Source organism: Burkholderia lata (assembly GCF_902499025.1).
Taxonomy (GTDB): domain Bacteria; phylum Pseudomonadota; class Gammaproteobacteria; order Burkholderiales; family Burkholderiaceae; genus Burkholderia; species Burkholderia lata_C.
Genome location: NZ_CABVPW010000022.1, coordinates 19,723 through 44,264 on the forward strand (window position 1 = coordinate 19,723; position 24,542 = coordinate 44,264).

Below are 24,542 nucleotides of genomic sequence, written 5' to 3' on the forward strand. Positions count from 1 at the left end.
GGCCGCAGGCACTCGGTTTCAGTACGACTGCCGGTCGAGGCGGATTTCCTGCAGGATCGTCGTCGCGATTTCCTCGATCGACTTGTGCGTCGACGACAGCCACTTGATCCCCTCGCGGCGCATCATCGCTTCGGCCTCGTTGATCTCGTAGCGGCAGTTTTCGGGCGCCGCGTACTTGCTGCCCGGCCGGCGCTCGTTGCGGATCTCCGACAGGCGCTGCGGGTCGATCGACAGCCCGAACAGCTTCTCGCTGTACGCGGCGAGCGCCGACGGCAGCTTGCCGCGCTCGAAATCTTCCGGAATCAGCGGATAGTTGGCTGCCTTCACGCCGTACTGCATCGCGAGATACAGGCTCGTCGGCGTCTTGCCGCTGCGCGATACGCCGACGAGGATCACGTCGGCTTCCGACAGGTTGCGGTTCGACTGGCCGTCGTCGTGTGCGAGCGAGAAGTTGATCGCCTCGATCCGGGTCTTGTATTCCTCGGTGTCCGCGTTCTGGTGGCCGCGGCCCATCGCGTGGCTCGACTTGAGCTCCAGTTCCTGCTCGAGCGGTTCGACGAAGCGCTGGAACATGTCGAGCACGAGTGCGTTCGAGCGCTTGACGATGTCGTTCGACTCGCTGTCGACGAGCGTCGTGAACACGATTGCGCGGCGGCCGTCGTGCACGGCGGCCTCGTTGATCTTCTCGACGGTCGCGTAGGCCTTGTCGAGCGAGTCGACGAACGGCACGCGCACGAGACGGAATTTCTGGTCGAACTGGGAGAGGATCGAATGCGCGAAGGTTTCGGCAGTGATCCCGGTGCCGTCGGAGACGATGAATACGGTAGGCAGCATGAATCTGGACGTCGAACGTGAAGGGCGGTTGCGCGGGGCGGCTGGAGGTTCGCCTCCAGACGCAGTGACAAGGTCGCGCCACATCCGGCAGCCGGCACGGTAGAATAGCGGCAACCTGTTGGATAAGCAATTGCGGGGGCAGGGCGCGAACGGCGCCCCAGGCTTCGCCGCCCGATTCCAAAATTCCCGGCAAGTTTGGCGATTTGTCTGCAAATATCGCCCTTCTGCCGGGATTTTTGCAAATCGGGTCGGAAGATTATCCGTCGCTGCGATTGTTTCTCCAACAGGTTGCGCAAGACGCGCCGCGCCTTTTTGCAAGCGCCCGCGTCCAAGCCCACTTGCGCAATCGAGCATTTTTTTCACACTTAGGGGCTTGTATGACTAACGCAGCAAACGTCGCAAAGGACCAGGCGTATGTAATTCCGTTCGAGCAGTTGCGGATGACCGATGTGGAGATCGTCGGCGGCAAGAATGCGTCGCTTGGCGAAATGATCAGCCAGCTTTCCGAAGCAGGCGTTCGCGTACCCACCGGTTTCGCCACGACCGCGCTCGCGTTCCGCGATTTCCTCACGCACAACGACCTTACCGACCGCATCGCCAAACGTCTCGAGTCGCTCGACATCGACGACGTGAAGGCGCTCGCCGAAGCCGGTGCCGAAATCCGCAAGTGGATCGTCGATGCGCCGATGCAGGCACGTCTCGAGCAGGAAATCCGCGAGCAGTTCGAAATCCTGAAGAACAGCTCGCCGGGCGAGCTGTCGTTCGCCGTGCGTTCGTCCGCGACCGCGGAAGACCTGCCCGACGCATCGTTCGCCGGCCAGCAGGAGTCGTACCTGAACGTCGTCGGCATCGAAGACGTGCTCGACCGCATGAAGCACGTGTTCGCGTCGCTGTACAACGACCGCGCGATCTCGTACCGCGTGCACAAGGGCTTCACGCACGCTGAAGTCGCCCTGTCGGCCGGCGTGCAGCGCATGGTCCGCTCGGACGTCGGCGCGGCCGGCGTGATGTTCACGATCGACACCGAATCGGGCTTCAAGGACGCCGTGTTCATCACGTCGAGCTACGGCCTGGGCGAAACCGTCGTGCAGGGCGCAGTGAACCCGGACGAGTTCTATGTGTTCAAGACGACGCTCGCACAGGACAAGTACCCGATCATCCGCCGCTCGATCGGCTCGAAGCTGATCAAGATGGAATTCACGCAGCCGGGCGAGCCGGGCCGCGTGAAGACGGTCGACGTGCCGCACGAGCAGCGCAACCGCTACTCGATCACCGACGAAGACGTGATCGAGCTGGCGAAGTACGCGGTCATCATCGAGAAGCACTACCAGCGTCCGATGGACATCGAGTGGGGCAAGGACGGCCGCGACGGCAAGATCTTCATCCTGCAGGCACGTCCGGAAACCGTGAAGAGCCAGGCGACCGGCAAGGCCGAGCAGCGCTTCAAGCTGAAGGGCCAGTCGCAGGTGCTGGCGACGGGCCGTGCGATCGGCCAGAAGATCGGTGCGGGCCCCGTGCGCGTGATCCAGGATCCGTCGGAAATGGAACGCGTACAGCCGGGCGACGTGCTGGTGGCCGACATGACCGACCCGAACTGGGAGCCGGTGATGAAGCGTGCAGCCGCGATCGTCACGAACCGTGGCGGCCGGACCTGCCACGCGGCGATCATCGCGCGTGAGCTCGGCGTGCCGGCAGTCGTCGGCTGCGGCGATGCGACCGACATCCTGAAGGACGGCGCGCTCGTTACCGTGTCGTGCGCGGAAGGCGACGAAGGCAAGATCTACGACGGCCTGCTCGAGACGGAAGTCACGGAAGTGCAGCGCGGCGAACTGCCGGAAATCCCGGTCAAGATCATGATGAACGTCGGCAACCCGCAGCTCGCGTTCGACTTCTCGCAACTGCCGAACGGCGGCGTGGGTCTCGCGCGTCTCGAGTTCATCATCAACAACAACATCGGCGTTCACCCGAAGGCGATCCTCGAGTACCCGAACATCGACCAGGACCTGAAGAAGGCCGTCGAGAGCGTCGCGCGCGGTCACGCATCGCCGCGTCAGTTCTACGTCGACAAGCTGACGGAAGGTGTCGCGACGATCGCGGCGGCGTTCTATCCGAAGCCCGTGATCGTGCGTCTGTCCGACTTCAAGTCGAACGAGTACAAGAAGCTGATCGGCGGCTCGCGTTACGAGCCGGACGAGGAAAACCCGATGCTGGGCTTCCGCGGCGCGTCGCGTTACATCGCTGAAGACTTCGCGCAGGCGTTCGAGATGGAGTGCCGTGCACTGAAGCGCGTGCGCGACGAGATGGGCCTGACCAACGTCGAGATCATGGTGCCGTTCGTGCGTACCGTGAAGCAGGCGGAGCGCGTCGTCGGCCTGCTCGAGAAGTTCGGCCTGAAGCGCGGCGAAAACGGCCTGCGCCTCGTGATGATGTGCGAAGTCCCGACCAACGCGATTCTCGCCGAAGAGTTCCTGGAGCACTTCGACGGTTTCTCGATCGGCTCGAACGACCTCACGCAGCTCACGCTGGGCCTCGACCGCGACTCGGGCATGGAACTGCTGGCAGTCGACTTCGACGAACGCGACCCGGCCGTCAAGTTCCTGCTGAAGCGCGCGATCGACACCTGCCGCCGGATGGGCAAGTACGTCGGTATCTGCGGCCAGGGCCCGTCCGATCACCCGGACTTCGCGCAATGGCTGACCGACGAAGGCATCGTGTCGATTTCGCTGAACCCCGACACGATCATCGAGACGTGGCAGGCGCTGGCCAACCGGAAGTAACGGTCGGTAACTTGCCCTCGGCGAAGGAGCGGCACCGCCGCTCTTTCAATGAAGGCAAAATGCAAGGTTCATGCTATAAACACCCCGGTAGACACCGGGGTGTTTTTGTTTGTGGGTACGAACCGGGCCGCCCCACGCGTGTCGATCGCTCGCTCGGGGGCCGCGAATATATCGATCCGGAACAGCGCTTCAACGCGTATTCTGGTTGCATGCGACGCAGGTGAGCGCGGGGGATGTTTTTCTGGAGACCACAATGATGTCGGGGCATCTGTTCTGGTGGGGCGCGGTGGGCGTGCTGGTCGTGGCCGAGTTGCTGACGGGCACGTTCTACCTGCTGATGATCGCGCTCGGCTTTCTCGCAGGCGGGCTGCTGCAACTGGCCGGTTTCGCGCCGCACGTGCAGTTCGGCGCGGCGGCCCTGGTCGCGATCGTTGCGATGATCGTGCTGCGCCGTTCGGGGTTCGGCCGCAAGCAGAAGCGCGATACGTCCACGAATCCCGACGTCAATCTCGATATCGGCTCGACCGTCACGGTCGACGCGTGGCGTGACGGCCGCGCACGCGTGCAGTATCGCGGCGCCGACTGGGACGTCGAACTCGCGAACGGCGAGCGCGACGATGCGCACGTGTACCAGGTAAGCGCCGTGCGCGGCAATTGCCTCGTGGTCGTGGCGAAACCTGCGGGCTGATCGTCCGCTGATACAACAAGGAGGGAATACTTCATGGATTCGCTGATCATCTGGGTTGTCCTGCTCGTCATTGCGATCGTGATCGTGTCGAAGACGGTGAAGATCGTGCCGCAGCAGCATGCGTGGGTGCTCGAACGCTTCGGGCGCTATCACGCGACGCTGTCGCCCGGTCTCAATATCGTGCTGCCGTTCGTCGATCGCATCGCGTACCGGCACATGCTGAAGGAAATTCCGCTCGACGTGCCGAGCCAGGTCTGTATCACGCGCGACAACACGCAGCTGCAGGTCGACGGCGTGCTGTACTTCCAGGTGACCGATCCGATGAAGGCGTCGTACGGGTCGAGCAACTTCGTGCTCGCGATCACGCAGCTCGCACAAACGACATTGCGTTCGGTAGTCGGCAAGCTCGAACTCGACAAGACGTTCGAGGAGCGCGACTTCATCAACCACAACATCGTGTCGGCGCTCGATCAGGCCGCGGCGAACTGGGGCGTGAAGGTGTTGCGCTACGAGATCAAGGACCTGACGCCGCCGAAGGAAATCCTGCACGCAATGCAGGCACAGATCACCGCCGAGCGCGAAAAGCGCGCGCTGATCGCCGCCTCCGAAGGCCGCAAGCAGGAGCAGATCAACCTCGCGTCCGGCGCGCGCGAAGCGGCGATCCAGAAATCCGAAGGCGAGCGGCAGGCCGCGATCAACCAGGCGCAGGGCGAGGCCGCCGCGATTCTGGCGGTGGCTGAAGCGAACGCGCAGGCGATCCAAAAGATTGCGAACGCGATGCAATCGCAGGGCGGGATGGACGCGGTGAACCTGAAGGTGGCCGAGCAGTATGTCAGCGCGTTCTCGAATCTCGCAAAGCAGGGCAACACGCTGATCGTGCCGTCGAACCTCTCGGATCTCGGCACCGCGATCTCGTCGGCGCTGACGATCGTCAAGAGCGCGGGGGCGGCTTCGGGCGGGAAGGCCTGAGCCCGGATTTGCGCGGTGCGCTGGTGGCCGCCGCGTGCGATCGGCGTGCGGCGAATCGTCGCGCAGTCGGGGCGCGGATGACGCCCGTGCGGCGCCGCCGGCGGACCCTTTCTTCAGCCGAAACGGGCGGCGCGGCGAGCCGAGTATCGCCCTTGTAGCCGGCGCGCCCGATTCATCTCGCACAAAGCGACACGGCCCGCATCGAGCGGGCCGTGTCGTTTGCAATGCGTGTTGCGTGCGTCAGGTGCCGGCGCGCATGATGCGTGCCTTTTCGCGTTCCCAGTCTCGCTTCTTCTCGGTTTCGCGCTTGTCGTGCAGCTTCTTACCCTTCGCGAGCGCGATGTCGCACTTCACGCGACCGCCCTTATAGTGGAAGTTCAGCGGCACGAGCGTGTAGCCGCGCTGCTCGACCTTGCCGATCAGTTTCTTGATTTCGTCGCGGTGCAGCAGCAGCTTGCGCGTGCGAACCGGGTCGGGCGTGATGTGGGTCGAAGCCTCGGGCAGCGGGCTGATATGGGTGCCGATCAGGAAGATCTCGGCGTGCTTGATCACGACGTAACCTTCCCTGATCTGGCCGCGCCCGGCGCGCAGCGCCTTGACTTCCCAGCCCTCGAGCACGAGCCCCGCCTCGTAGCGTTCCTCGATGTGATAATCGAAGTGCGCTTTCCTGTTGTCGATGATGCTCATGAAAGGATCGAGCCAACTCGTTTAAAATCACGATTTTAGCAAAGCGGGGCGGGAATCGCCCGGCTTGCGTTCTCACCTTAAGCGATGCCGCGCGATTTATGGCAGATGTCCAGAAAACCGTATTGATCCGTCATTCGGCGGAACAGATGTTCGACCTCGTCACCGACGTGGCCGACTACCCCAATTTCCTGCCCTGGTGCGGCGGCGTCGAGATTCGCCGTCAGGACGAGAGCGGGATGGAAGCGCGCATCGACATCAACTTCAAGGGCATCAAGCAGCATTTCGCGACGCGCAACACGCAGCAGCGCCCGACGCGGATCGACATGGAGTTCACGGACGGCCCGTTCAAGAAGTTCACGGGCTCGTGGCGCTTCACGGCACTGCGTGCCGATGCGTGCAAGATCGAATTCGCGCTGCACTACGAGTTCTCGAGCATCCTGCTCGAGAAGATCATCGGGCCCGTGTTCAGCCACATCGCGAACACGTTCGTCGATTCGTTCGTGAAGCGCGCCGACCAGCGCTACGGGAAGGGGTGACGCGATGCTGTCGATCGAAGTCTGCTACGCGCTGCCGGATCGCCAGACGCTGATTCCGCTGTCGCTGCCCGACGGGGCGACCGTTCGCTCGGCGATCGATGCGAGCGGCGTGCTCGCGCTGCACCCGGAAATCGATCTCGCAACCGCGAAGACGGGCGTGTACGGCAAGCTTGCGCCGCTCGACGCGCCGCTCGCCGATCACGACCGCGTCGAGATCTACCGCCCGTTGATCGTCGATCCGAAGCTTGCGCGCCAGCGGCGCGTCGACAAGTCGCGCCGCGACGGCTCCATCGAGGGCCGCAAGTGGATGCACAAGGACGCGCGCTGACGCGGTCCGATCCGCGCTTTTCGCCTCGATTCGTCTGACCAAACGCCGCGGCGCTCAGTGGGCCGCGGCGTTCGCGTTTGCGGGCGTGCCTCCCGACGTATCGCCGTTGGCTGGCGTGTTGCCGTGCTGGCGCACCGAGCCGTAGACGCCCGCGAGCAGCAGCACCAGCGCGGCGATCTCGAGCGCATGCGGCATCCGCCGGTCGTACACGAACGCGTAGAGCATCGCGAACACGGTTTCGAACACGATCAGCTGGCCCGACAGCGTGAGCGGCAGCCGCTTCGACGCGGCATTCCACAGCCCGTTGCCCAGCCACGACGCGCCGATCGCGAGCACGAGGTTCAGCAGCCAGAACAATTGCCAGCGCGACGCCGGGACGGCTGCCTGCACCGTGCCGGCCGGCAGCGCGAGGATCGCGAGCCAGCAGAGCCCGCCGATCAGGCCCGTCACGACACCCCACAGCACCGACCACTCGTTGCCGCCGAAATGATGATGGCGCTGCAGGTAGCGTGCGTTCGCGACCGCGTACCAGGTCCAGCTCGCGAGCGCGCCGGCCGCGCAGGCAATGCCGGCGAGCTTCTGGCCGAGCGTCGTCGCATGCGCGGCCTCAGACGTGAACAGGTCGATGTTGATGCAGACGATGCCCGCGATCACCAGCGCGAGCGGGGCAGCGAGCCGCCGCAGCGGTACTGCGCCGTGGTCGCCGAGGCCCGCGAGCGTGACCGTGACGGGCAGCACGCCGACGATCAGCGAGCTCGGTGCGATGCCGATCAGGTGCACGGCGCCGGACAGCAGCATGTAGTACGCGACGTTGCCGACGATGGCGAGCCTGACCAGCGCGACAAGATCCTCGCGGGTCAGCCGGGCCAGCAGCGAGCGGGCGGCCGGCAGTGCGGCCGCGAGCGACACGAGGCCGTACATCGCGTAGCGGCCGGCGCTCAGCAGCAGCGGCGAGAAATCGGTCAGCAGCCGCGGAACGAGAAACACCATGCCCCACAGGGCACCTGCCAGGACACCATAGACCACACCGCGCTGCATCGACCGCTCCGAACACATGACTGACGAGCGCGCATCTTAGCGACGCGGTCGCGGCGTCGTCTTGTTCATTCCTGCACTCGGCGCACGGCGGGGCGCAGGTGTGCTGCGCCCGGGATCGAACGCAGCAGGCTGCGGATCATTCGTCAGTCGAATCGGCCATTGCGCCTGCGCTGTTGCCCGGTGCCCGCGCCCGTGCGGGCCGACGCACGGTGCGCAGCGTGCCGCTGTTGCCGCCGCCGCAGTAGAAGCGGTCGTGGCCGTCCGATTCGAGCCCCGATACGCCGACGCCGGCCGGCATGTCGATCTGCTCGAGCACCCGGCCCGTGCGCGGATCGATGTGCCGCAGGTCGGCCTGGTCGGCTTCCCAGGTGCCGTGCCACAGCTCGTCGTCGACCCACGTCACGCCGGTGACGAAGCGGTTCGACTCGATCGTGCGCAGCACGGCGCCCGATTGCGGATCCACCTGGTGAATCTTGCGTTCGCGGTACTGGCCGACCCACAGCGTGCCTTCGGCCCATGCCAGCCCCGAATCGCCGCCGCCGCCGGGGGCGGGAATCGTTGCGAGTACGCGGCCCGATTCGGGATCGATCTTCTCGATGCGGTCCTCGACGATCTGGTACAGGTGGTGGCCGTCGAACGCCGTGCCCGCATGCGCGGCGACGTCGATCGAGCGGACGGTCGTGCCGCGTTCCGGGTCGAGCGCATTCAGCTTGTCACCGGACGCGTACCACACGTACTGCCCGTCGTACGTGACGCCGTGTACGCCGTCGACGCCCGGAAACGGGCCGTATTCGCGAAGGATGTCTGCACTTGAGCGTTTCATGTTCGTCCCCTCGTCCTTTGGTGAAGTCATCCTAATCGCCCGGCAGCGGGGCAGGGAGTAACAAGGTCGTCGCGAAACCGGGCAGCGGCGGGGTCATCCAGCGGCGCGCGCGACCGCGGCCGAGCGCCTGGACCTTGTCCGTTTCGGCGAGCGCGTCGAGCGCACGCTGCACGGTGCGCTGGCTCGCGCCAAGGGCCAGCGCCAGCGCCGAGCTCGACCATGCCTCGCCATCGGCGAGGAGCGCAAGTACGGCCGCGTGTCGATCGTCGACCGGGCGCGCGAGGACGACGGTCTCGCGTACGCCGAGCGGTTCGAGCGCAAAGCCGCGCGGCGTGGCGATGACGTTCGCGAGCGGTCGCAGCACCGCGCGCAGCCGGCCGATCTCGACGCGCAGGCGCGCGCGATGCGATTCGTCCGCGTGCTTCGCGCGGAATGCGGCCGCGACGAGCGCGTTGCGCGACACGTCGGCCGGCCACGCCTCGCCAAGCGCGCGGGCGAGCACGAACAGCACGGGCCGCCGCGCGAGCGACACGGTCGTGCGCGCGTCGCGCACCGTGTGGCGGCAAGCGTCGACGACGAGCGCGTTCGATGCGAACAGCGTCTCGACTTCGTCGAGCGGCACGAGCCGCGAGGTGCCCCGCGCGATGAGGCGCGCGGCCGGTGCGTCGAGCACGCGAGCGGCGGTGTCGACCTCGGCCGTCAGTGCCGCAATGCCGGCGTCACGGGCCGCTGCGCGCGCACGCGCGAGCGCTGCGCGGGCCGCGTGCGTGCGGATGCGGCGCATTGCGATGCCGGCCGCGATCAGCTCATGGGCGGCGCGCGACGCGGCCGGCAGCGGTGCGGGATCGAGATTGGCGAGCATCCGTTCGGCATCGTCGAGCTGACCGATCAGCAGCAGCCGGCGCACGCCGAGATAGCGCGCATGCGCGGCGTTCGCGCGGTCGCCGTGCGCGTCGAGCGTCGCGCAGGCGGTATCGAGCGCGCGCGTCGGCCAGCGCAGGTCGCGCGATGCGAGCGCGATCTCCGCTTCCGTGACGACGCAGCGCGCACGCGCCACGGCCTCCCTGGCGCCGAACGCACGGGCGGCACCGCGCACGAGGGCGCGCGCGCGTTCGAAATCGCCGAGCTGTGCCATCGCGATCCCGCGCAGCGCGAGCGCCGGCGCATCGTCGCGCAGCGCGACGCGGTTCAGCGCGCCGAGCGCGTCACCGGCCGCGAGCGCGCGCGCGGCCGCCGTGATCAGCGAATCCATCCGAATCCCGACACACTTGTCACTCCCTCCGGTCCGATGCCCGCCACTAATCTAGCACCACGCACACGGCACCGGACGCCGTGCCCGGATACCCAACGGAAGGAGGAACCCGCCATGACGACTCATCTCACCGGAACGCGCGACGAATGGCTGGCCGAGCGCCGCGCGCTGCTCGACGCGGAAAAGGCGCTGACGCGGCAAAGCGACGAACTCGCGCGGCGGCGCCAGGCACTGCCCTGGGTGCGCGTCGACAAGACCTACCGGTTCGACACCGAAGACGGGCAGGCAACGCTCGACGACCTGTTTCGCGGCCGTTCGCAACTGCTCGTCTATCACTTCATGTTCGGCCCCGATTACAAGGCCGGCTGCCCGTCGTGCTCGGCGCTCGCCGACGGTTTCGACGGCTTCGCCGTGCACCTGGCGAACCACGATGTGACGCTCGCCGCCGTGTCGCGCGCGCCGCTCGCGAAACTGCTCGCTTACCGGCAGCGGATGGGGTGGAGCTTCCCGTGGGCGTCGTCGGTCGGCAGCGATTTCAACTTCGACTTCAATGTGTCGTTCACCGAAACGCAGCAGCGCGCGGGCGACGTCGAATACAACTACGCGCGGGCGGGCCACGCGATGGACATGGATCCGCCTCCGGCACCCGTCGTGCAGTTCGCGGCGACGTGCGGCACCGACGCGGTCACGTATTCGCTCGACCGGCCGGGGATGAGCGCGTTCGTGCGGGAGGACGGCGCGGTTTATCACACGTACTCGACCTATGCGCGGGGGCTCGACGGGCTGTGGGGGATGTACCAGTGGCTCGATCGCGCGCCGCGCGGGCGCAACGAGACCGGCCCGTGGTGGCACCGTCATGACGAGTACGCACGCGGCTGAGCGCGCCGGCGACGGATGGGGGCGGGCGATGACACGGCCGGATGCTGGCGATAGGGGCCCCGATCCGCGGGTATTCGGCGTGGCGGTCGTGGCCGCGTTCGCGCTCGCTGCGATCGCGACCCTCGCGCAGCACGCGTCGATGGCCGCGATGGGCGGCGAACCGATGCCCGGTGGCTGGATGACGTCGGCGGCATGGCAGCGGCCGTGTGGATGGGGCGCCGGCCGCACGTTCGCGGCATTCGCCGGGATGTGGGGCGCGATGACGGCGACGATGATGCTGCCCGTCCTCGCGCCGGTGCTCTGGCGATACCGCCAGAGCATCGGTCCGCAGGCGGCGGCGCGTTCGGCCTCGCTTGTCGTCGTCGCGGGTGCCGGGTATTTCGCGGTGTGGATGGTGCTCGGGGCGCTCGTGTTTCCGGCCGGCGCCGCACTGATGAGCGCCGCAGCACGGCTGCCGGCGCTCGCCCATGCGATGCCGCTCGTGGCCGGCACGGTCGTATTGGCTGCAGGCGTCCTGCAATTCTCCGGATGGAAGGCGCGCCGGCTGGCGTGCTGCCGGCACGCGGCGACCTGTGTGCACGCGCCGCGCGTGCGTGCCGGTACGGCATGGCGGTACGGCGTGCGAGCCGCCATGCGATGCGGGGCGTGTTGCGGGAACCTGATGGCGGTCGCGCTGGCGGCCGGCATGATGGATCTGCGCGTGATGGCGGTCGTGACGGTGGCGATCGCCGCCGAGCGCCTTGTGCCGGCTGGCGGGCGGGTTGCACGGATCGTCGGCTGCGTCGCGATCGGCGGCGGCATGGCGATGATCGCGCGCGCGGCCGGGCTGCTATAACACAGGGTAGGCGAGCCGATTCGCCACGTTGCCGGGCCTTGCTTCACCGTGGTCACCACCGTCGCGCGACCCGTTCGCAACAGGCGGATCGACCGCTTGGCCACCGGCTGCGCGAATGGCTCGATGCGGCGGTGAAACGAAAGGCGATCGAAAACGAACCGAACGGCGATCCGAACGATTCGGCCCCCGAACGGCCGAAACCGGCTAAGCCGTTGTTCGTGTTGTGAAAATTCGCGGCGCTTCGCGTATAATTCGCTTTTGCGCCCATAGGATTTGCCATGCGTCTGATCCAAAAAGCACTCACTTTCGATGACGTGCTCCTCGTTCCCGCCTTCTCCGACGTTCTCCCGCGCGACACCAGCCTCAAGACCAAGCTGACCCGCAACATCTCCCTGAACATGCCGCTCGTGTCCGCCGCGATGGACACGGTCACCGAAGGTCGCCTTGCGATCGCGATGGCGCAGCAGGGTGGCGTCGGTATCGTCCACAAGAACCTGACGCCGGCCGAACAGGCCCGCGAGGTCGCGAAGGTCAAGCGTTTCGAATCGGGCGTCGTCCGCGATCCGATCACGGTGCCGCCGCAAATGAAGGTGCGCGACGTGATCGCGCTGTCGCGCCAGCATGGCATCTCGGGCTTCCCGGTCGTCGAAGGCCCGCAGCTCGTCGGCATCGTCACGAACCGCGACCTGCGTTTCGAAACCCGCCTCGATGAGCCGGTCAAGTCGATCATGACGCCGCGCGAGCGCCTCGTCACGGTCAAGGAAGGCACCCCGCTCGCCGAAGCGAAGGCGCTGATGCACAGCCACCGCCTCGAGCGCGTGCTGGTCGTCAACGACGCGTTCGAACTGCGCGGCCTGATGACCGTCAAGGACATCACGAAGCAGACCGAGCACCCGGACGCGTGCAAGGACGAACACGGCAAGCTGCGCGCAGGTGCGGCGGTCGGTGTCGGTCCCGACAACGAAGAGCGCGTCGAGCTGCTGGTGCAGGCCGGCGTCGACGTGATCGTCGTCGATACCGCGCACGGCCACAGCAAGGGCGTGCTCGAGCGCGTTCGCTGGGTCAAGCAGAACTTCCCGCACGTCGAAGTGATCGGCGGCAACATCGCGACGGCTGCCGCCGCGAAGGCGCTCGTCGAATACGGCGCGGATGCCGTCAAGGTCGGTATCGGCCCGGGCTCGATCTGCACGACGCGGATCGTTGCCGGTGTCGGCGTGCCGCAGATCAGCGCGATCGCGAACGTCGCGGAAGCGCTGAAGGGCACGGGCGTGCCGTGCATCGCCGACGGCGGCGTGCGCTTCTCGGGCGACGTGTCGAAGGCCCTCGCGGCCGGCGCGAACGCGGTGATGATGGGCAGCATGTTCGCGGGCACCGAAGAGGCGCCGGGCGACGTGTTCCTGTACCAGGGCCGCCAGTACAAGTCGTATCGCGGCATGGGTTCCGTCGGTGCGATGAAGGACGGCGCGGCAGACCGCTACTTCCAGGACAACTCGGCGAACATCGACAAGCTCGTGCCGGAAGGCATCGAAGGCCGTGTCGCGTACAAGGGCTCGGTCAACGCGATCCTGTTCCAGCTGGTCGGTGGCGTGCGCGCGAGCATGGGCTACTGCGGCTGCAAGACGATCGACGAGCTGCACGACAAGGCCGAATTCGTCCAGATCACCGCGGCGGGCATGCGCGAGTCGCACGTGCACGACGTGCAGATCACGAAGGAAGCGCCGAACTACCACGTGGACTGATCGCCGATGAAACCGCTACTGCGAGCTGTGCTGATCATCGATGCCGTACTGCTGCTGGCGTTCGGCGTGCTGTTCGTGCTGACGCCCTGGCAGTCGCTCTTCAACGCGCTGCAGCTTGCGAACGTCCAGCCGGCGATGCTCGGCCAGGCGTTCGGCATCGCGTTGCTCGGGCTCGCGTGGCTCGCGTTTCATGCAGCGTTCAACGGGGATCTCACGGCGCCGGTCGCGCGATCGGTCGGCCATGTGGTCTGGCTGACCGGCGCGCTGACGATCGTCTGGTCGATCGGCACCGGCAGCGGTCCCGCGCTCGCGGCCGCCGGCAGGGTGCTGTCGGCCGTGGCCGGCGTCGCGCTGATCGTGCTCGGCCTCGGCGGCGTGCGGCTCGCATCGGCGGTACGCCGTCGCGAAAAAGCGCAGGCGCTCGAGGCGCGCGCGCCGGCGCAGCGTCCGTCCGAGCCGGCGATGGCGCCCGCGTCGTCGTCCGCACCGCAGCGTGTCGAACCCGTCGTCAGCCGTCCCGCAGCGCCCGCTGCATCGTCGTCACCGGCCGCATCCGGCCAATCGTCGTCTGGCACCGTCGCACTCGACGAGCGCCCGCCGATGCAGGATTGACCGGTCATGCGTCGAGCGTGCTGCCTTCCGCCCGACGCCGTTGTCCATGCTATTGACGCAGCGCATGATGCAAATGATGCGCTGCTTTTCTTATTCTCTTCATCCCGTCCGCAGCCATGCACGACAAAATCCTGATTCTCGACTTCGGTTCGCAAGTCACCCAACTGATTGCGCGACGCGTGCGCGAAGCGCACGTCTACTGCGAAATCCATCCGAACGATGTGTCCGACGACTTCGTCCGCGAGTTCGCGCCGAAGGCGGTGATCCTGTCGGGCAGCCACGCGAGCACGTACGAAGACCATCAGCTGCGCGCGCCGCAGGCTGTGTGGGATCTCGGCGTGCCGGTGCTCGGCATCTGCTACGGCATGCAGACGATGGCCGTGCAGCTCGGCGGCAAGGTCGAGTGGAGCGACCACCGCGAATTCGGTTACGCGGAAATGCGTGCGCACGGCCATACGCGCCTGCTCGACGGCATCGAGGATTTCAAGACGGACGAAGGCCACGGGATGCTGAAGGTCTGGATGAGCCACGGCGACAAGGTCGCTGAGCTGCCGCCGGGTTTCGCGCTGATGGCGTCGACGCCGAGCTGCCCGATCGCCGGCATGGCCGACGAGGCGCGCGGCTACTACGCGGTGCAGTTCCACCCGGAAGTCACGCACACGGTGAAGGGCCGCCAGATCATCGAACGCTTCGTGCTGCAGATCGCCGGCGCGAAGCCCGACTGGATCATGAAAAACCACATCGAGGAAGCCGTCGCGAAGATCCGCGAGCAGGTCGGTGACGAGGAAGTGATTCTCGGCCTGTCGGGTGGTGTCGATTCGAGCGTTGCCGCTGCGCTGATCCATCGCGCGATCGGCGACCAGCTCACCTGCGTGTTCGTCGACCACGGCCTGCTGCGCCTGAACGAAGGCAAGATGGTGCTCGACATGTTCGAGGGCCGCCTGCATGCGAAGGTCGTGCACGTCGACGCATCCGAGCAGTTCCTTGGCCACCTGGCCGGCGTGACCGATCCGGAAGCGAAGCGCAAGATCATCGGCCGCGAGTTCGTCGAGGTGTTCCAGGCCGAGGCGCAGAAGCTGTCGAAGGCGAAGTGGCTCGCGCAGGGCACGATCTACCCGGACGTGGTCGAATCGGGCGGCACCAAGACGAAGAAGGCGACGACGATCAAGAGCCACCACAACGTCGGCGGCCTGCCGGAAACGCTCGGCCTGAAGCTGCTCGAGCCGCTGCGCGACCTGTTCAAGGACGAAGTGCGCGAGCTGGGCGTCGCGCTCGGCCTGCCGCCGGAGATGGTGTACCGCCATCCGTTCCCGGGCCCGGGCCTCGGCGTGCGGATTCTCGGCGAAGTGAAGCGCGAGTTCGCGGACCTGCTGCGCCGTGCGGACGCGATCTTCATCGAGGAACTGCGCAACACGACCGCGACCGCGCAAGATGCGGCTGCCGGCCTGTGCGGCGAAGCCGATGTCGGCAAGAGCTGGTACGACCTGACGAGCCAGGCATTCGCGGTGTTCCTGCCGGTCAAGTCGGTGGGCGTGATGGGCGATGGCCGCACGTACGACTACGTGACGTCGCTGCGCGCAGTGCAGACGACCGATTTCATGACCGCACACTGGGCGCACCTGCCGTACGCGCTGCTCGGCCGCGCGTCGAACCGGATCATCAACGAGGTGCGCGGGATCAACCGTGTCGTTTATGACATCTCGGGGAAGCCGCCGGCGACGATCGAGTGGGAATAAGTATTGGTTACTGAACCGGCGTTCGCAAGCGGACGGCCGATTCAGTTTGCATGCTGCCCGGGCTCAGGCCCGGACAAGAAACGGCTTGGCGATTGCCAAGCCGTTTTACGTTAACGCGCTGCGTGCGTGCATGCATCACGCGTGCGAACCCACGAGCGACCGCAGGTACATCGGCACTTTCGCCTTCGCCGTTGCCTGGACGCGCGTCATGAGCGCGTGATCGATGCGACCCAGCCCGTAAGTCCGCGCAATGTCCTGCTGCAGCCGGCACCACAGGTGACCGGCCATCTCGGCATCGACCATCGCCCGGTGCGCACGGCCCGATTTGGGCAACCGCAGCATATCCACCAGGCTCGACAGGCGGTGACTCTGGGCATCCGGGTAGATACGTCTCGCCACGAGCATCGTGCACGCAAACGCATGCTCGGCCGACATGCCGAGTAGCCCGAGTTCCGACTGCCAGAACCGTTTGTCGAAACCGGCGTTGTGGGCGACGACCGCATGCTTGCCGACGAACGCCGCGGCTTCCTTCATGACTTCCGACGCCGGCGGAGCCGTTGCAATCATCTCGTTCGTGATGCCGGTCAGCGCGACGACATCCGACGGTATCCGTCTGCCTGCATTCATCAGACTCTGGAAACGATCGACGACTTGTCCGTCCCGGAGCAGGATGACGGCGATTTCGGTCGCACGGTCGCCCATATTCGGCGAAAGTCCGGTTGTTTCGAAGTCCAGTACCGCAACGGTTTGCATGGTCGAATCCTGTTGCTTCACGCGGTGTCGTTTGAGTGGCCGAGAGGTTAGCATCTCCAGGCCCGCGACAGGCTCGTTCTGCCCGAGAAACGACCATCCTTGCGGCGAACGCCGACCCGATCGATGACCAGGGCCGCCCGCGAGTTCGTCCCGATTCACCATTGGCTCGGCAGGACGCGCGACGATGCAACAGGGTGGCGGCCGCCGACTATCCGCAGCACATTGATCCGCACGTCATGCCGCCAGCCCGTTTTCGTCTTCAACCACCCGAATCGCGCCCATGGGTTGTCCCGCACCTTGCCTGATGCTGAACTCGATCAGATCTTCGTAAATCTCCCGTTGCCCGGCAGGCAGCACCGGCAGCAGCGTCTCGCGGCGCTTGCCCGCATCGAACATCGATTCGACCAGCCATCCCGTCAGATAGACCGACGCCAGGCACCCGCCCGCGGTCGCGACGTTGCGATGGCACACCAGCGGCTGGTTCGGCACGTCCAGCCCGAGTGCCTGCAAACCCTTCCGCGCGTCGGGATGCGTCGTGGCGCGGCGCTCCGGCAGCAGCCCGAGCCGCTCGAGAATGAAGGCCCCGCCGCAGATCGACCCGACAAACTGGCGCTCGGGATCGAGATCGAACGACGGCAGGAAATCGGGATGAGCGAGCGCGGCCGGTACGCCTTCCTTGCCGCTCGAAAAGAGGACCGCGTCCGCGTGATTGGCGTCGGCAAGCGGGCCGTGCGTCGGGATGGCCAGGCCATGTGCGGAATGCAGCACCGGCTGCGCACCCAGAATCCGGACGCGCCAGTCGCGGCTGTTGCGGCCGAGAATGTCCCACATCAGGAACAGGTCGACGTCAGTGAAGCGGTCGAATGCGACGAGAGCGATGTCTTTCAAGGTGGACTCCATGCGTAGTGGCGTGCTGCCGGAAGCGGCGACGGCCGTGATAGAGTTCGCAGCCTATCTGTCCATGCCGCACCATACACAGCCTGTATGGCGATGACGATGAGCACACTGACGCGAAACGACTGGATTGCCGCGGGCTTCGACGCCCTCGACGGGGAAGGGTATGCGGGCATTTCGGCCGAGAGCCTCGCGCGCCGGCTGAACGTGACCCGCGGATCGTTCTATCACCACTTCCGCAATCGCGAGGACTTCGTCACGACCTTGCTGACCGCGTGGGAGGACGACTACACCGCGCGGATGCTTGCTTATGCGGCGGGCGGCCGCGGTGCCGGCGACACGTTGGCGCGCTACCTGCGCATTGCCGCCGAGAAGCGGTCCGGGCGTGAAATCGCGATCCGCGCATGGGCGCTGCACGATCCGCTGGTCGCGGAATTCCAGCAGCGCGTCGACGCGGCGCGGCTCGCGTTTGCGATCGAGACGTCGCGCCGGCTGGTGCGCACGTCGGGCGAGGCCGAGATCGTCGGGCAGGCCGTGCACTTGTGCTTGATCGGCGGACAGCAGGCCGGGCTGCGGCGCGACGCCGACCGGTTCAACGGTTTCATGCAGCGCGCGGTTGCAATGGTCGAACGCGTGCTGCCGATGCGTCGTGCATGACGCGTCATGTGGCCGCGTGCTGCATACGTGGAGCGGACTCGATATCAGGTCGCCGCGTTCGCGTGCCCGGTGCGCATGACGTGGCGGGTGGCGCGATATCCCGCACCGGCTACGGTTATGCGTGCTGCGGCGAGGACGGCAGTGTCGCGCGATAGCGCAGGTGGATCAGCGGATAGGCGCGCCCTTGTCCATCGAGCGCTGATCGCCCGATGCGCTCGAAGCCGAGCCGTTCATAGAATCCCGCGGCCGATTCGTTCTGCTCATTGACGTCGGTCGACAGGTCGGGATGACGCTTGAGTGCATCTTCGACGAGCAGGCGCCCGACACCCGCGCCATGGTGAGCGGGATCGACGAACAGTGCTTCCATGTGACTGCCGTCGAGCAGCATGAAGCCGATCGCGCGGTCGGCATCGTCGACGGCGAGATCGAGCGGGGCACCGGGCAGGAACGCGATGACTTCGGATTCGAGCGTGCGGCGGTCGTCGTCGCTCAGGAAGTGATGCGTGGCGTCGACCGCATCGCGCCAGATATCCAGCACGCGTGCGCCGTCGGTCGGGGTGGACTTGCGAATGCTGATCATGGTTTGGCCCATTTTTGATTTGTCATTTGAAGTTCGGCGGGTAGCCGGCACCGTCATGGCCCCAATCGGGCTGCTCGCAAGGGGTTGCCGATTCAGGTATTGGCCGGACGCTGCGCGTCGCCAAGCGCCGCCGCGCGCTCGATCGCGCGTCGCGCGACGTCGCGAACGCCAGCGCTCATCGGCAAATCATCGCGGTCGAGCTCGGCGAGATCGAACCAGCGCGCATCGAGCGCATCGTCGCCGGCAGCAGGCGTGCCGCGCAACCATCGGCACAGCACCGCGACCATGACGAAGTGCTGGCGCACGTCGCCGCCGGCATCGTAATCGAACGCATCCAGCGCGGTAAAGGCGTCGAGCGCCTCGACGTCGACGGTCGTCTCTTCGGCGATCTCGCGCACGACCGCGTTCGCAATCGATTCTCCCGCTTCGATCTTGCCGCCGGGAAAGCCCCAGCAGCCCGCGTCCGGCGGATTGGCGCGGCGTACCAGCAGCACATCACGCCCCCGCAGGACGATGCCGATCACGGCGGGAACCGGGCGGACGGAAGCGGTGACGCCGATCGGGGAGCGGGATGAATCGGACATGAGTTTCTACGCGCGGAAGCGTTCGAGTGGGTGGGGCGGCCGGCGACGATTCATCGTGCGTCGTCGGTGCGCTGCTCGATCGCGCGGATCACGGCGACCATGTCGTCCGCGCCATGTCCGGCCCGCTCGGTTTCGCCGTACAGCGTATGGCAGATGTCGAGCAGCGGCGACGCGATGCCGATGCCGCGCGCGGAATCGGCGACGAGGCGCGCATTCTTCAGCACGTCGGTGATCGCGGCCTGCACCGAGAAATCCGCCGCGACGAGCTTGCCGAGCTTCACGCGCGACACGTCGCTCGCCATCGGCCCCGCATTCAGCACGTCGGCGAAGCGGGCGAGATCGATGCCGTGACGTTGCGCGAAATGCGTGGCTTCGGTCAGGCCGGTGACCATCGTGATCAGGAACAGGTTCACGGCGAGCTTCATCGTCAGCGCCGACGGTACGTCGCCGCACACGAAGCTGTCGCGGCACAGTGGCTTCACGAGCGCGCGGACGGCGTCGACGTCGTCCGGCGTGCCGGCGAGCATCACGACGAGTTGACCGGCTTCGGCCGGCTTGCGCGACCCCGACACGGGCGCTTCGACGTAACGGCCCGACGCGGCAGCGATTTCATCGGTCAGCGCGCGCGAGTATTCGGGCGGATGCGTGCCCATGTTCACGATCGTATGCCCGGCGACGCGGCGGCTGAAATCGGTCGTGCCGCGTCCGAGGACGGCGTCGGTCGCCGCGTCGTTCGCGAGCATCAGGATCACGGTGCGGCAAGCCGCGAACACGTCGTCTGCATGCTCGGCCACGCGCGCGCCGGCGTCGCGCAGCGCGTCGTCGCTGCCGTGCGACCGGCTCCACACGACGAGCGGCGTGCCGGCCCGCGCAAGATTGAGCGCCATCGGCGTACCCATCACGCCAAGGCCGATGAATCCGACTGCGGTGTGCATGTTCTGGCTCCCACGGTGGGTGGAGACGATCGTGGGCGTCAGTATCGCAGCGTTTCCGCACGCCTGCCATGTCGTCCGCGCACTCGCGGAAGCCAAGTCACGGCCGCGCCGTCATCTCCGCCAGATACGGCCAAGGATAGATGCCGCGCGCATGGCCGTCGTCGAACACTGCACGGATGCCGTAGCCGGCGGATTCGACGTTGTTCAGCATCACATCGGGCCCCGCATCGACACGACCGCCGTCGCGCCGGATCCTTCGGCATTCCGCACACGGACAATCGCCGCGCAGCCGTGCATAGCCGATGCGTTGCGTGTGACCGTCCGGCCAGTGGAGCGTCAGCGTGCGCGCCGGATGGTCGAGTGCGATTTCGGTCGGAGAGATCATCACGGCGCCTCGTCGATTTGCCGGATCGCGATCCGCACGGCCTTGCGTACTTCCGGATCGTGATCCTCCAGTGCGTGGGTCAGCGCGGGCAACGTCGCGCGGTTGCGCAATTCACCGAGCGCAAGTGCAGCTTCCTTGCGCAGGTTGCTGATCGCATGCGACAGCAGCACGACGACGGCCGGCGCCGCGGCCGCATCGCGCAGTTGCCCGAGCGCACGCGCGGCACGCAATCGCACTTGCCAGTAGTCATCGTCGAGCGCGGCGACGAGCGGTTCGCGCGCGGCCGCGACGCGCAGCTTGCCGAGTGTCGTGGCCGCTTCCTCGCGTACCTGCCATTCGCGGTCGCGCAGCGCAGCGAACAGCGCGTGGATGACAGCCGCATCATCGGGTGCGGCGAATCCGATCGCGCCGACCGCGACGCGTCGCACGTCCGCGGCGGCATCGATCGTCGCGATGCCTGCGAGCGGCTGCAGCGCACGCGGATCCTTGAGCCAGCCGAGCACCGCCACGGCTTCGGCGCGCACGGCGGCGTGTTCGGCCTCGAGCGCGTGCAGCGCGGGCGCGAACGCGTCGGGGTCGCGCAACTCGCGCAATCCGCGCAGCACGGCATGGCGCACGAACGGCTCGGGCCGGTCGGCCCATCGACGCAGCACGACGCCCGACGCTGCGTCCTTCAGTTCGGACAGGCTTTGCGCGGCGGCGGCGCGCACGTTGTCGTCCGGATCGAGCAATGCACCGCACAGCGCGTCGACGACGTCGGGCTGTTCCCACGCGCCGAGCACGCGGGCGGCTTCGGCGCGCACGTCGGCCGACGGATCGTCGCGCAGCGCGGCGACGAACGCGGGCACGAACCCGGCGTCCTCGAGATCGGCGAGTTCGAACAGTGCGACGCGGCGCACGGAGGCATCGGGCGCGGCGAGGCGGGCGACGAGTGCAGCTTCGTCGGGGACGTGTGCACGGGGCAACGCGGCAGCGGAGGAGGAGTCGGTCATGGGCGACGAAAATCAGCGTTGAGGGACACGGTCAGCGCAACAAGTAAGGGATGTCGACCTTGACCGCGCCGGTCGGGCAGTCGCGCTCGCACGGCATGCAGTACCAGCATTCGTCGAACTGCATATAGGCCTTGCCCTTGGTGACGTCGATCGCGAGCAGGTCGAGCGGGCACACGTCGACGCAGACGGTGCAGCCCTTGTCGGCGATGCACAGGGCCTCGTCGATCGTCACGGGTGCGCTGCTGCGCTGGAAGATGTCGTGCGGGGTATGGGGCATGGCAGGTTCCTCAAAGGGCAGCCGCGAGCGCGGCCGGTTCGCGGATGCGCAGATTCGTGTAGGCGCCGCGATCGTCGTCGGCAAGCGGCACGACGTACGGTTCGACCGGCCGCTTCTCGCTGCGCATCGCACCGTCGGCGTCCTTGCGCAGCCAGGTGTGGCAGAACCATTCGGCGTCGTTGCGATGCGGAAAGTCGACGCGGTGGTGGTACAGCCCCCAGCGGCTCTCGGTGCGGAACAGCGACGCGCGCGCGGCCATTTCCGCGCAGTCGCGGATCGCGCGCACCTCGGCGGCGCGCATCAGTTCGTGCGGATGGTTCGCTTTTATCTGTTCGATATCCTCAGTAACGGCGTCAAAGCGTTGCAGCCCGATTTCCATCTTGCGCGTCACCTTCGGCGGTTGCAGATAGTCGTTCACCATGCGGCGCAGCTTGTATTCGACCTGCGCCGGCGCCAGGCCGCGCTCGCGCAGCAGCGGGGCAAGCACGCGCGTGCGTTCGGCGGCGACCTGTTCGTCGTCCACCGGCGCATGCTCGCGGCCGGCCACGTAGTCGGCCGCGTTCTGCCCGGCAAACCAGCCGTACGTGAACGCGCCGAGCATGTAGTTGTGCGGGACGGCCGCCATGTCGCCGGCCGCGTAGAGCCCGGGCACGGTCGTCTCCGCGCGTGCGTCGACGTACACGCCGGACGCGCTGTGGCCGCTGCAGAAACCGATCTCGGAGATGTGCATCTCGACCATCTGGCTGCGGTAATCGGTGCCGCGCCCCGCATGGAAGCGGCCGCGGCTCGGCCGCTCGTTCGTATGCAGGATCTGCTCGATGGTCTGGATCGTTTCTTCCGCGAGATGGTCGAGCTTCAGGAACACGGGGCCGTTGCCGCTTTGCAGTTCCTGGTAGAACTCCCACATCATCTGGCCGCTCCAGTAGTCGCATTCGATGAAGCGCTCGCCCTTGCCGTTCGCGGTGAAACCGCCGAGCGGGCCCGTCACGTATGCGCATGCGGGGCCGTTGTAGTCCTTGATCAGCGGATTGATCTGGAAGCATTCGAGATTCGCGAGCGCGGCACCGGCGTGATAGGCCATTGCATAGCCGTCGCCCGCGTTGGTCGGGTTCTCGTAGGTGCCCATCAGGTAGCCCGAGGCCGGCAGGCCCAGGCGGCCGGCGGCGCCGCAGCAGAGAATCACGGCCTTCGCGCGGATCACGTGGAACTCGGCGGTGCGGCAGTCGAAGCCGAGCACGCCGCTCGCGCGGCCCTGCGCGTCGGTCAGCACGCGCGTCGCGACGATCCGGTTCGTGATCGCGATGCGCGCGCGCTTCAACTGCCGGTACAACACCTTCTTGATGTCGTGTCCTTCCGGCATCGGCAGCACGTACGAGCCCATGTGATGAACCTTCTTCACCGCATAGTCGCCGGTGCCGTCCTTCTCGAACTTCACGCCCCAGCGGTCGAGCTGCTCGATCGTCGCGAAGCTGTGCGTCGCATACGCATACACGGCTTCCTGGTCGACGATCCCGTCGTTGGCGATCGTGATCTCGCGCGTGTACTGCTCGGGCGTTGCATGGCCGGGAATCACTGCATTGTTCAGGCCGTCCATCCCCATCGAGATCGCGCCGCTGCGCTTCACGTTGGCTTTCTCGAGCAGCAGCACGCGCAGCGACGGGTCGCGCTCCTTCGCCTTGATCGCCGCCATCGGGCCGGCCGTGCCGCCGCCGACCACGACGATGTCGTATTCGAGCACATGGGTAGTCATCGTTGTTTCCTTGCAGGTTTGCGCGGTTTCTGCCGATCGACGCGCAGCCGGTACTGGAAGGCGTCGCCGCGGAAGTAGAGGTATTCGTAGTCGATCGGTGCGCCCGACGCATCATGCGTGAGGCGCTCGATGCGCAGCACGGGGCTGCTTTCCTCGACCTGCAGCGCATCGACGATCTCGTCGTCGGCAAGGATCGCGTCGATCGACACGTCCGCATGGCCGAGCGGGATGTCGCAGTCGTTTTCCAGGACGAGGAAGATGTCGCGGGTCGCGAGATCGGCGCCCGCGAGGCGCTTGCCGAGTGCTTCGGGCACCCACGTCTGTTCGAGCGACACGGGCTCGCGGTTCAGCAGTCGCACGCGGTGGATTTCGACGAGCGGCGCGCCTTCGGGCACGTTCAGCTTCGTCGCGAGATGGCGGTCGGCCTTGACGGTGCGGACACTGCGCACCTGGTTGACGATCTCGTAGCCCATCGACGACATCGCCTCGGCGAAGCCCTGCAGCGATGTCACGTTCTGGAACGCCTTCGGCTTCGACACGAAGGTGCCCTTGCCGTGCAGCTTGAACAGCAGTCCTTCCTTCTGCAGGTCGCCGAGCGCCTGGCGCACCGTGATGCGGCTGACGTCGAACGTCGCGCAGAGCTCGTGTTCGGAAGGCATCCGGCTGTGCGGCGCATAGGTGCCGTCGAGAATGCGCGCGCGCAGCGTGTCCTTGATCTGCACGTAGAGCGGGGCCGCCGATAGCGGCACGACGTTGGGGGAGGTCATCGGTCAACTTGTTATGACAAGATCACTCGAGTGTAGTCAGCGCGATCGCGCGCCCAAACCAACTATTTCTGATTTCGACTTTCCGATTCCGGAAAAGCGCTGCGGCAGGGGACGGACCAACCGGACGATCCGGCATGCGGTGTCGGCCCGATCCGCCCGTTGCAGGCGGATCGGATCGGCGGACAATCAAAAAATTCGCCGGCGCGTGTGCCGCGCATGTCGATTTCCCGATGCG

At 66.5% G+C, this 24,542-nt stretch carries 26 protein-coding genes; 11 read left to right on the forward strand and 15 right to left on the reverse strand.

What is annotated here, in order from left to right; all coding sequences use genetic code 11:
• Positions 1–18: 18 nt before the first annotated feature.
• Entirely contained in the window at positions 19–834 is an 816-nt protein-coding gene (gene ppsR, locus BDI24065_RS21920) for a posphoenolpyruvate synthetase regulatory kinase/phosphorylase PpsR (RefSeq protein WP_011352445.1), read from the reverse strand.
• A gap of 377 nt (positions 835–1,211) precedes the next feature.
• On the opposite strand from ppsR, the gene ppsA reads away from it, so the two are divergent.
• The 3 genes from ppsA (at position 1,212) to BDI24065_RS21935 (ending at position 5,268) form a co-directional block, all read left to right on the forward strand.
• Positions 1,212–3,611 (forward strand): phosphoenolpyruvate synthase, encoded by a 2,400-nt coding sequence (gene ppsA, locus BDI24065_RS21925; protein ID WP_175033048.1) that lies wholly within the window; start codon positions 1,212–1,214, stop codon positions 3,609–3,611.
• A 253-nt stretch (positions 3,612–3,864) separates the two neighbouring features.
• A complete protein-coding gene (locus tag BDI24065_RS21930) occupies positions 3,865–4,299 on the forward strand; it encodes an NfeD family protein (protein ID WP_175033049.1) in 435 nt (144 codons plus the stop codon).
• A 33-nt stretch (positions 4,300–4,332) separates the two neighbouring features.
• Positions 4,333–5,268, forward strand: a complete 936-nt coding sequence (locus tag BDI24065_RS21935) for an SPFH domain-containing protein (protein ID WP_174988882.1) — start codon at positions 4,333–4,335, stop codon at positions 5,266–5,268.
• A gap of 240 nt (positions 5,269–5,508) precedes the next feature.
• On the opposite strand, the gene smpB is transcribed toward BDI24065_RS21935, so the two are convergent.
• Positions 5,509–5,955, reverse strand: coding sequence for an SsrA-binding protein SmpB (gene smpB / locus BDI24065_RS21940; RefSeq protein ID WP_174941338.1), 447 nt, complete (start codon positions 5,953–5,955; stop codon positions 5,509–5,511).
• A 98-nt stretch (positions 5,956–6,053) separates the two neighbouring features.
• Between smpB and BDI24065_RS21945 the strand changes: the two genes are divergently transcribed.
• Both BDI24065_RS21945 and BDI24065_RS21950 read left to right on the forward strand, forming a co-directional pair.
• The gene (locus BDI24065_RS21945; protein WP_034188832.1) at positions 6,054–6,491 is read left to right on the forward strand and encodes a type II toxin-antitoxin system RatA family toxin; all 438 of its coding nucleotides are present in this window, start codon (positions 6,054–6,056) and stop codon (positions 6,489–6,491) included.
• 4 nt (positions 6,492–6,495) lie between these two features.
• Positions 6,496–6,819, forward strand: coding sequence for an RnfH family protein (locus BDI24065_RS21950; protein ID WP_175033050.1), 324 nt, complete (start codon positions 6,496–6,498; stop codon positions 6,817–6,819).
• A 54-nt stretch (positions 6,820–6,873) separates the two neighbouring features.
• Here the strand turns inward: BDI24065_RS21950 and BDI24065_RS21955 are convergent, their stop codons facing one another.
• From BDI24065_RS21955 to BDI24065_RS21965, 3 genes are all read right to left on the reverse strand, one after another.
• Entirely contained in the window at positions 6,874–7,857 is a 984-nt protein-coding gene (locus BDI24065_RS21955; RefSeq protein WP_175033051.1) for a DMT family transporter, read from the reverse strand.
• A gap of 136 nt (positions 7,858–7,993) precedes the next feature.
• Positions 7,994–8,680: a Vgb family protein gene (locus BDI24065_RS21960; RefSeq protein WP_175033052.1), complete on the reverse strand. Its 687-nt coding sequence runs from the start codon at positions 8,678–8,680 to the stop codon at positions 7,994–7,996.
• A gap of 31 nt (positions 8,681–8,711) precedes the next feature.
• Positions 8,712–9,932 (reverse strand): helix-turn-helix domain-containing protein, encoded by a 1,221-nt coding sequence (locus BDI24065_RS21965; RefSeq protein WP_175033053.1) that lies wholly within the window; start codon positions 9,930–9,932, stop codon positions 8,712–8,714.
• A 114-nt stretch (positions 9,933–10,046) separates the two neighbouring features.
• On the opposite strand from BDI24065_RS21965, the gene BDI24065_RS21970 reads away from it, so the two are divergent.
• From BDI24065_RS21970 to guaA, 5 genes are all read left to right on the forward strand, one after another.
• Positions 10,047–10,811, forward strand: coding sequence for a DUF899 domain-containing protein (locus tag BDI24065_RS21970; RefSeq protein WP_175033054.1), 765 nt, complete (start codon positions 10,047–10,049; stop codon positions 10,809–10,811).
• Positions 10,789–11,646, forward strand: a complete 858-nt coding sequence (locus BDI24065_RS21975; protein WP_438820026.1) for a DUF2182 domain-containing protein — start codon at positions 10,789–10,791, stop codon at positions 11,644–11,646. Before BDI24065_RS21970 ends, BDI24065_RS21975 begins: the two co-directional genes overlap by 23 nt.
• A gap of 278 nt (positions 11,647–11,924) precedes the next feature.
• On the forward strand, positions 11,925–13,385 hold the full coding sequence (gene guaB / locus BDI24065_RS21980; RefSeq protein ID WP_011352433.1) for an IMP dehydrogenase: 1,461 nt from the start codon (positions 11,925–11,927) through the stop codon (positions 13,383–13,385).
• Between the two features lie 6 nt (positions 13,386–13,391).
• A complete protein-coding gene (locus tag BDI24065_RS21985) occupies positions 13,392–13,997 on the forward strand; it encodes a hypothetical protein (RefSeq protein ID WP_175033055.1) in 606 nt (201 codons plus the stop codon).
• A 116-nt stretch (positions 13,998–14,113) separates the two neighbouring features.
• Positions 14,114–15,733, forward strand: a complete 1,620-nt coding sequence (gene guaA / locus BDI24065_RS21990; RefSeq protein WP_175033056.1) for a glutamine-hydrolyzing GMP synthase — start codon at positions 14,114–14,116, stop codon at positions 15,731–15,733.
• 135 nt (positions 15,734–15,868) lie between these two features.
• Here the strand turns inward: guaA and BDI24065_RS21995 are convergent, their stop codons facing one another.
• A complete protein-coding gene (locus BDI24065_RS21995) occupies positions 15,869–16,486 on the reverse strand; it encodes a 3'-5' exonuclease (protein ID WP_175033057.1) in 618 nt (205 codons plus the stop codon).
• Positions 16,487–16,720: 234 nt separating this feature from the next.
• Positions 16,721–17,386 (reverse strand): DJ-1/PfpI family protein, encoded by a 666-nt coding sequence (locus tag BDI24065_RS22000; RefSeq protein WP_175033058.1) that lies wholly within the window; start codon positions 17,384–17,386, stop codon positions 16,721–16,723.
• 96 nt (positions 17,387–17,482) lie between these two features.
• Between BDI24065_RS22000 and BDI24065_RS22005 the strand changes: the two genes are divergently transcribed.
• Positions 17,483–18,037: a TetR/AcrR family transcriptional regulator gene (locus tag BDI24065_RS22005; protein WP_175033059.1), complete on the forward strand. Its 555-nt coding sequence runs from the start codon at positions 17,483–17,485 to the stop codon at positions 18,035–18,037.
• A gap of 115 nt (positions 18,038–18,152) precedes the next feature.
• On the opposite strand, the gene BDI24065_RS22010 is transcribed toward BDI24065_RS22005, so the two are convergent.
• From BDI24065_RS22010 to BDI24065_RS22045, 8 genes are all read right to left on the reverse strand, one after another.
• Positions 18,153–18,617, reverse strand: a complete 465-nt coding sequence (locus tag BDI24065_RS22010) for an acetyltransferase (protein WP_175033127.1) — start codon at positions 18,615–18,617, stop codon at positions 18,153–18,155.
• Positions 18,618–18,709: 92 nt separating this feature from the next.
• Positions 18,710–19,201, reverse strand: coding sequence for an NUDIX hydrolase (locus BDI24065_RS22015; protein WP_175033060.1), 492 nt, complete (start codon positions 19,199–19,201; stop codon positions 18,710–18,712).
• A gap of 50 nt (positions 19,202–19,251) precedes the next feature.
• Positions 19,252–20,166, reverse strand: a complete 915-nt coding sequence (locus tag BDI24065_RS22020) for an NAD(P)-dependent oxidoreductase (protein WP_302479470.1) — start codon at positions 20,164–20,166, stop codon at positions 19,252–19,254.
• 67 nt (positions 20,167–20,233) lie between these two features.
• Entirely contained in the window at positions 20,234–20,521 is a 288-nt protein-coding gene (locus BDI24065_RS22025; RefSeq protein WP_175033062.1) for a gamma-butyrobetaine hydroxylase-like domain-containing protein, read from the reverse strand.
• Positions 20,521–21,513, reverse strand: coding sequence for a HEAT repeat domain-containing protein (locus BDI24065_RS22030; protein WP_175033063.1), 993 nt, complete (start codon positions 21,511–21,513; stop codon positions 20,521–20,523). Before BDI24065_RS22030 ends, BDI24065_RS22025 begins: the two co-directional genes overlap by 1 nt.
• Before the next feature lie 31 nt (positions 21,514–21,544).
• Positions 21,545–21,790, reverse strand: a complete 246-nt coding sequence (locus BDI24065_RS22035; protein ID WP_047900978.1) for a 4Fe-4S dicluster domain-containing protein — start codon at positions 21,788–21,790, stop codon at positions 21,545–21,547.
• Between the two features lie 10 nt (positions 21,791–21,800).
• Positions 21,801–23,540: a fumarate reductase/succinate dehydrogenase flavoprotein subunit gene (locus tag BDI24065_RS22040; RefSeq protein ID WP_175033064.1), complete on the reverse strand. Its 1,740-nt coding sequence runs from the start codon at positions 23,538–23,540 to the stop codon at positions 21,801–21,803.
• Positions 23,537–24,307, reverse strand: coding sequence for a GntR family transcriptional regulator (locus BDI24065_RS22045; RefSeq protein ID WP_175033065.1), 771 nt, complete (start codon positions 24,305–24,307; stop codon positions 23,537–23,539). Before BDI24065_RS22045 ends, BDI24065_RS22040 begins: the two co-directional genes overlap by 4 nt.
• Positions 24,308–24,542 lie beyond the last annotated feature (235 nt).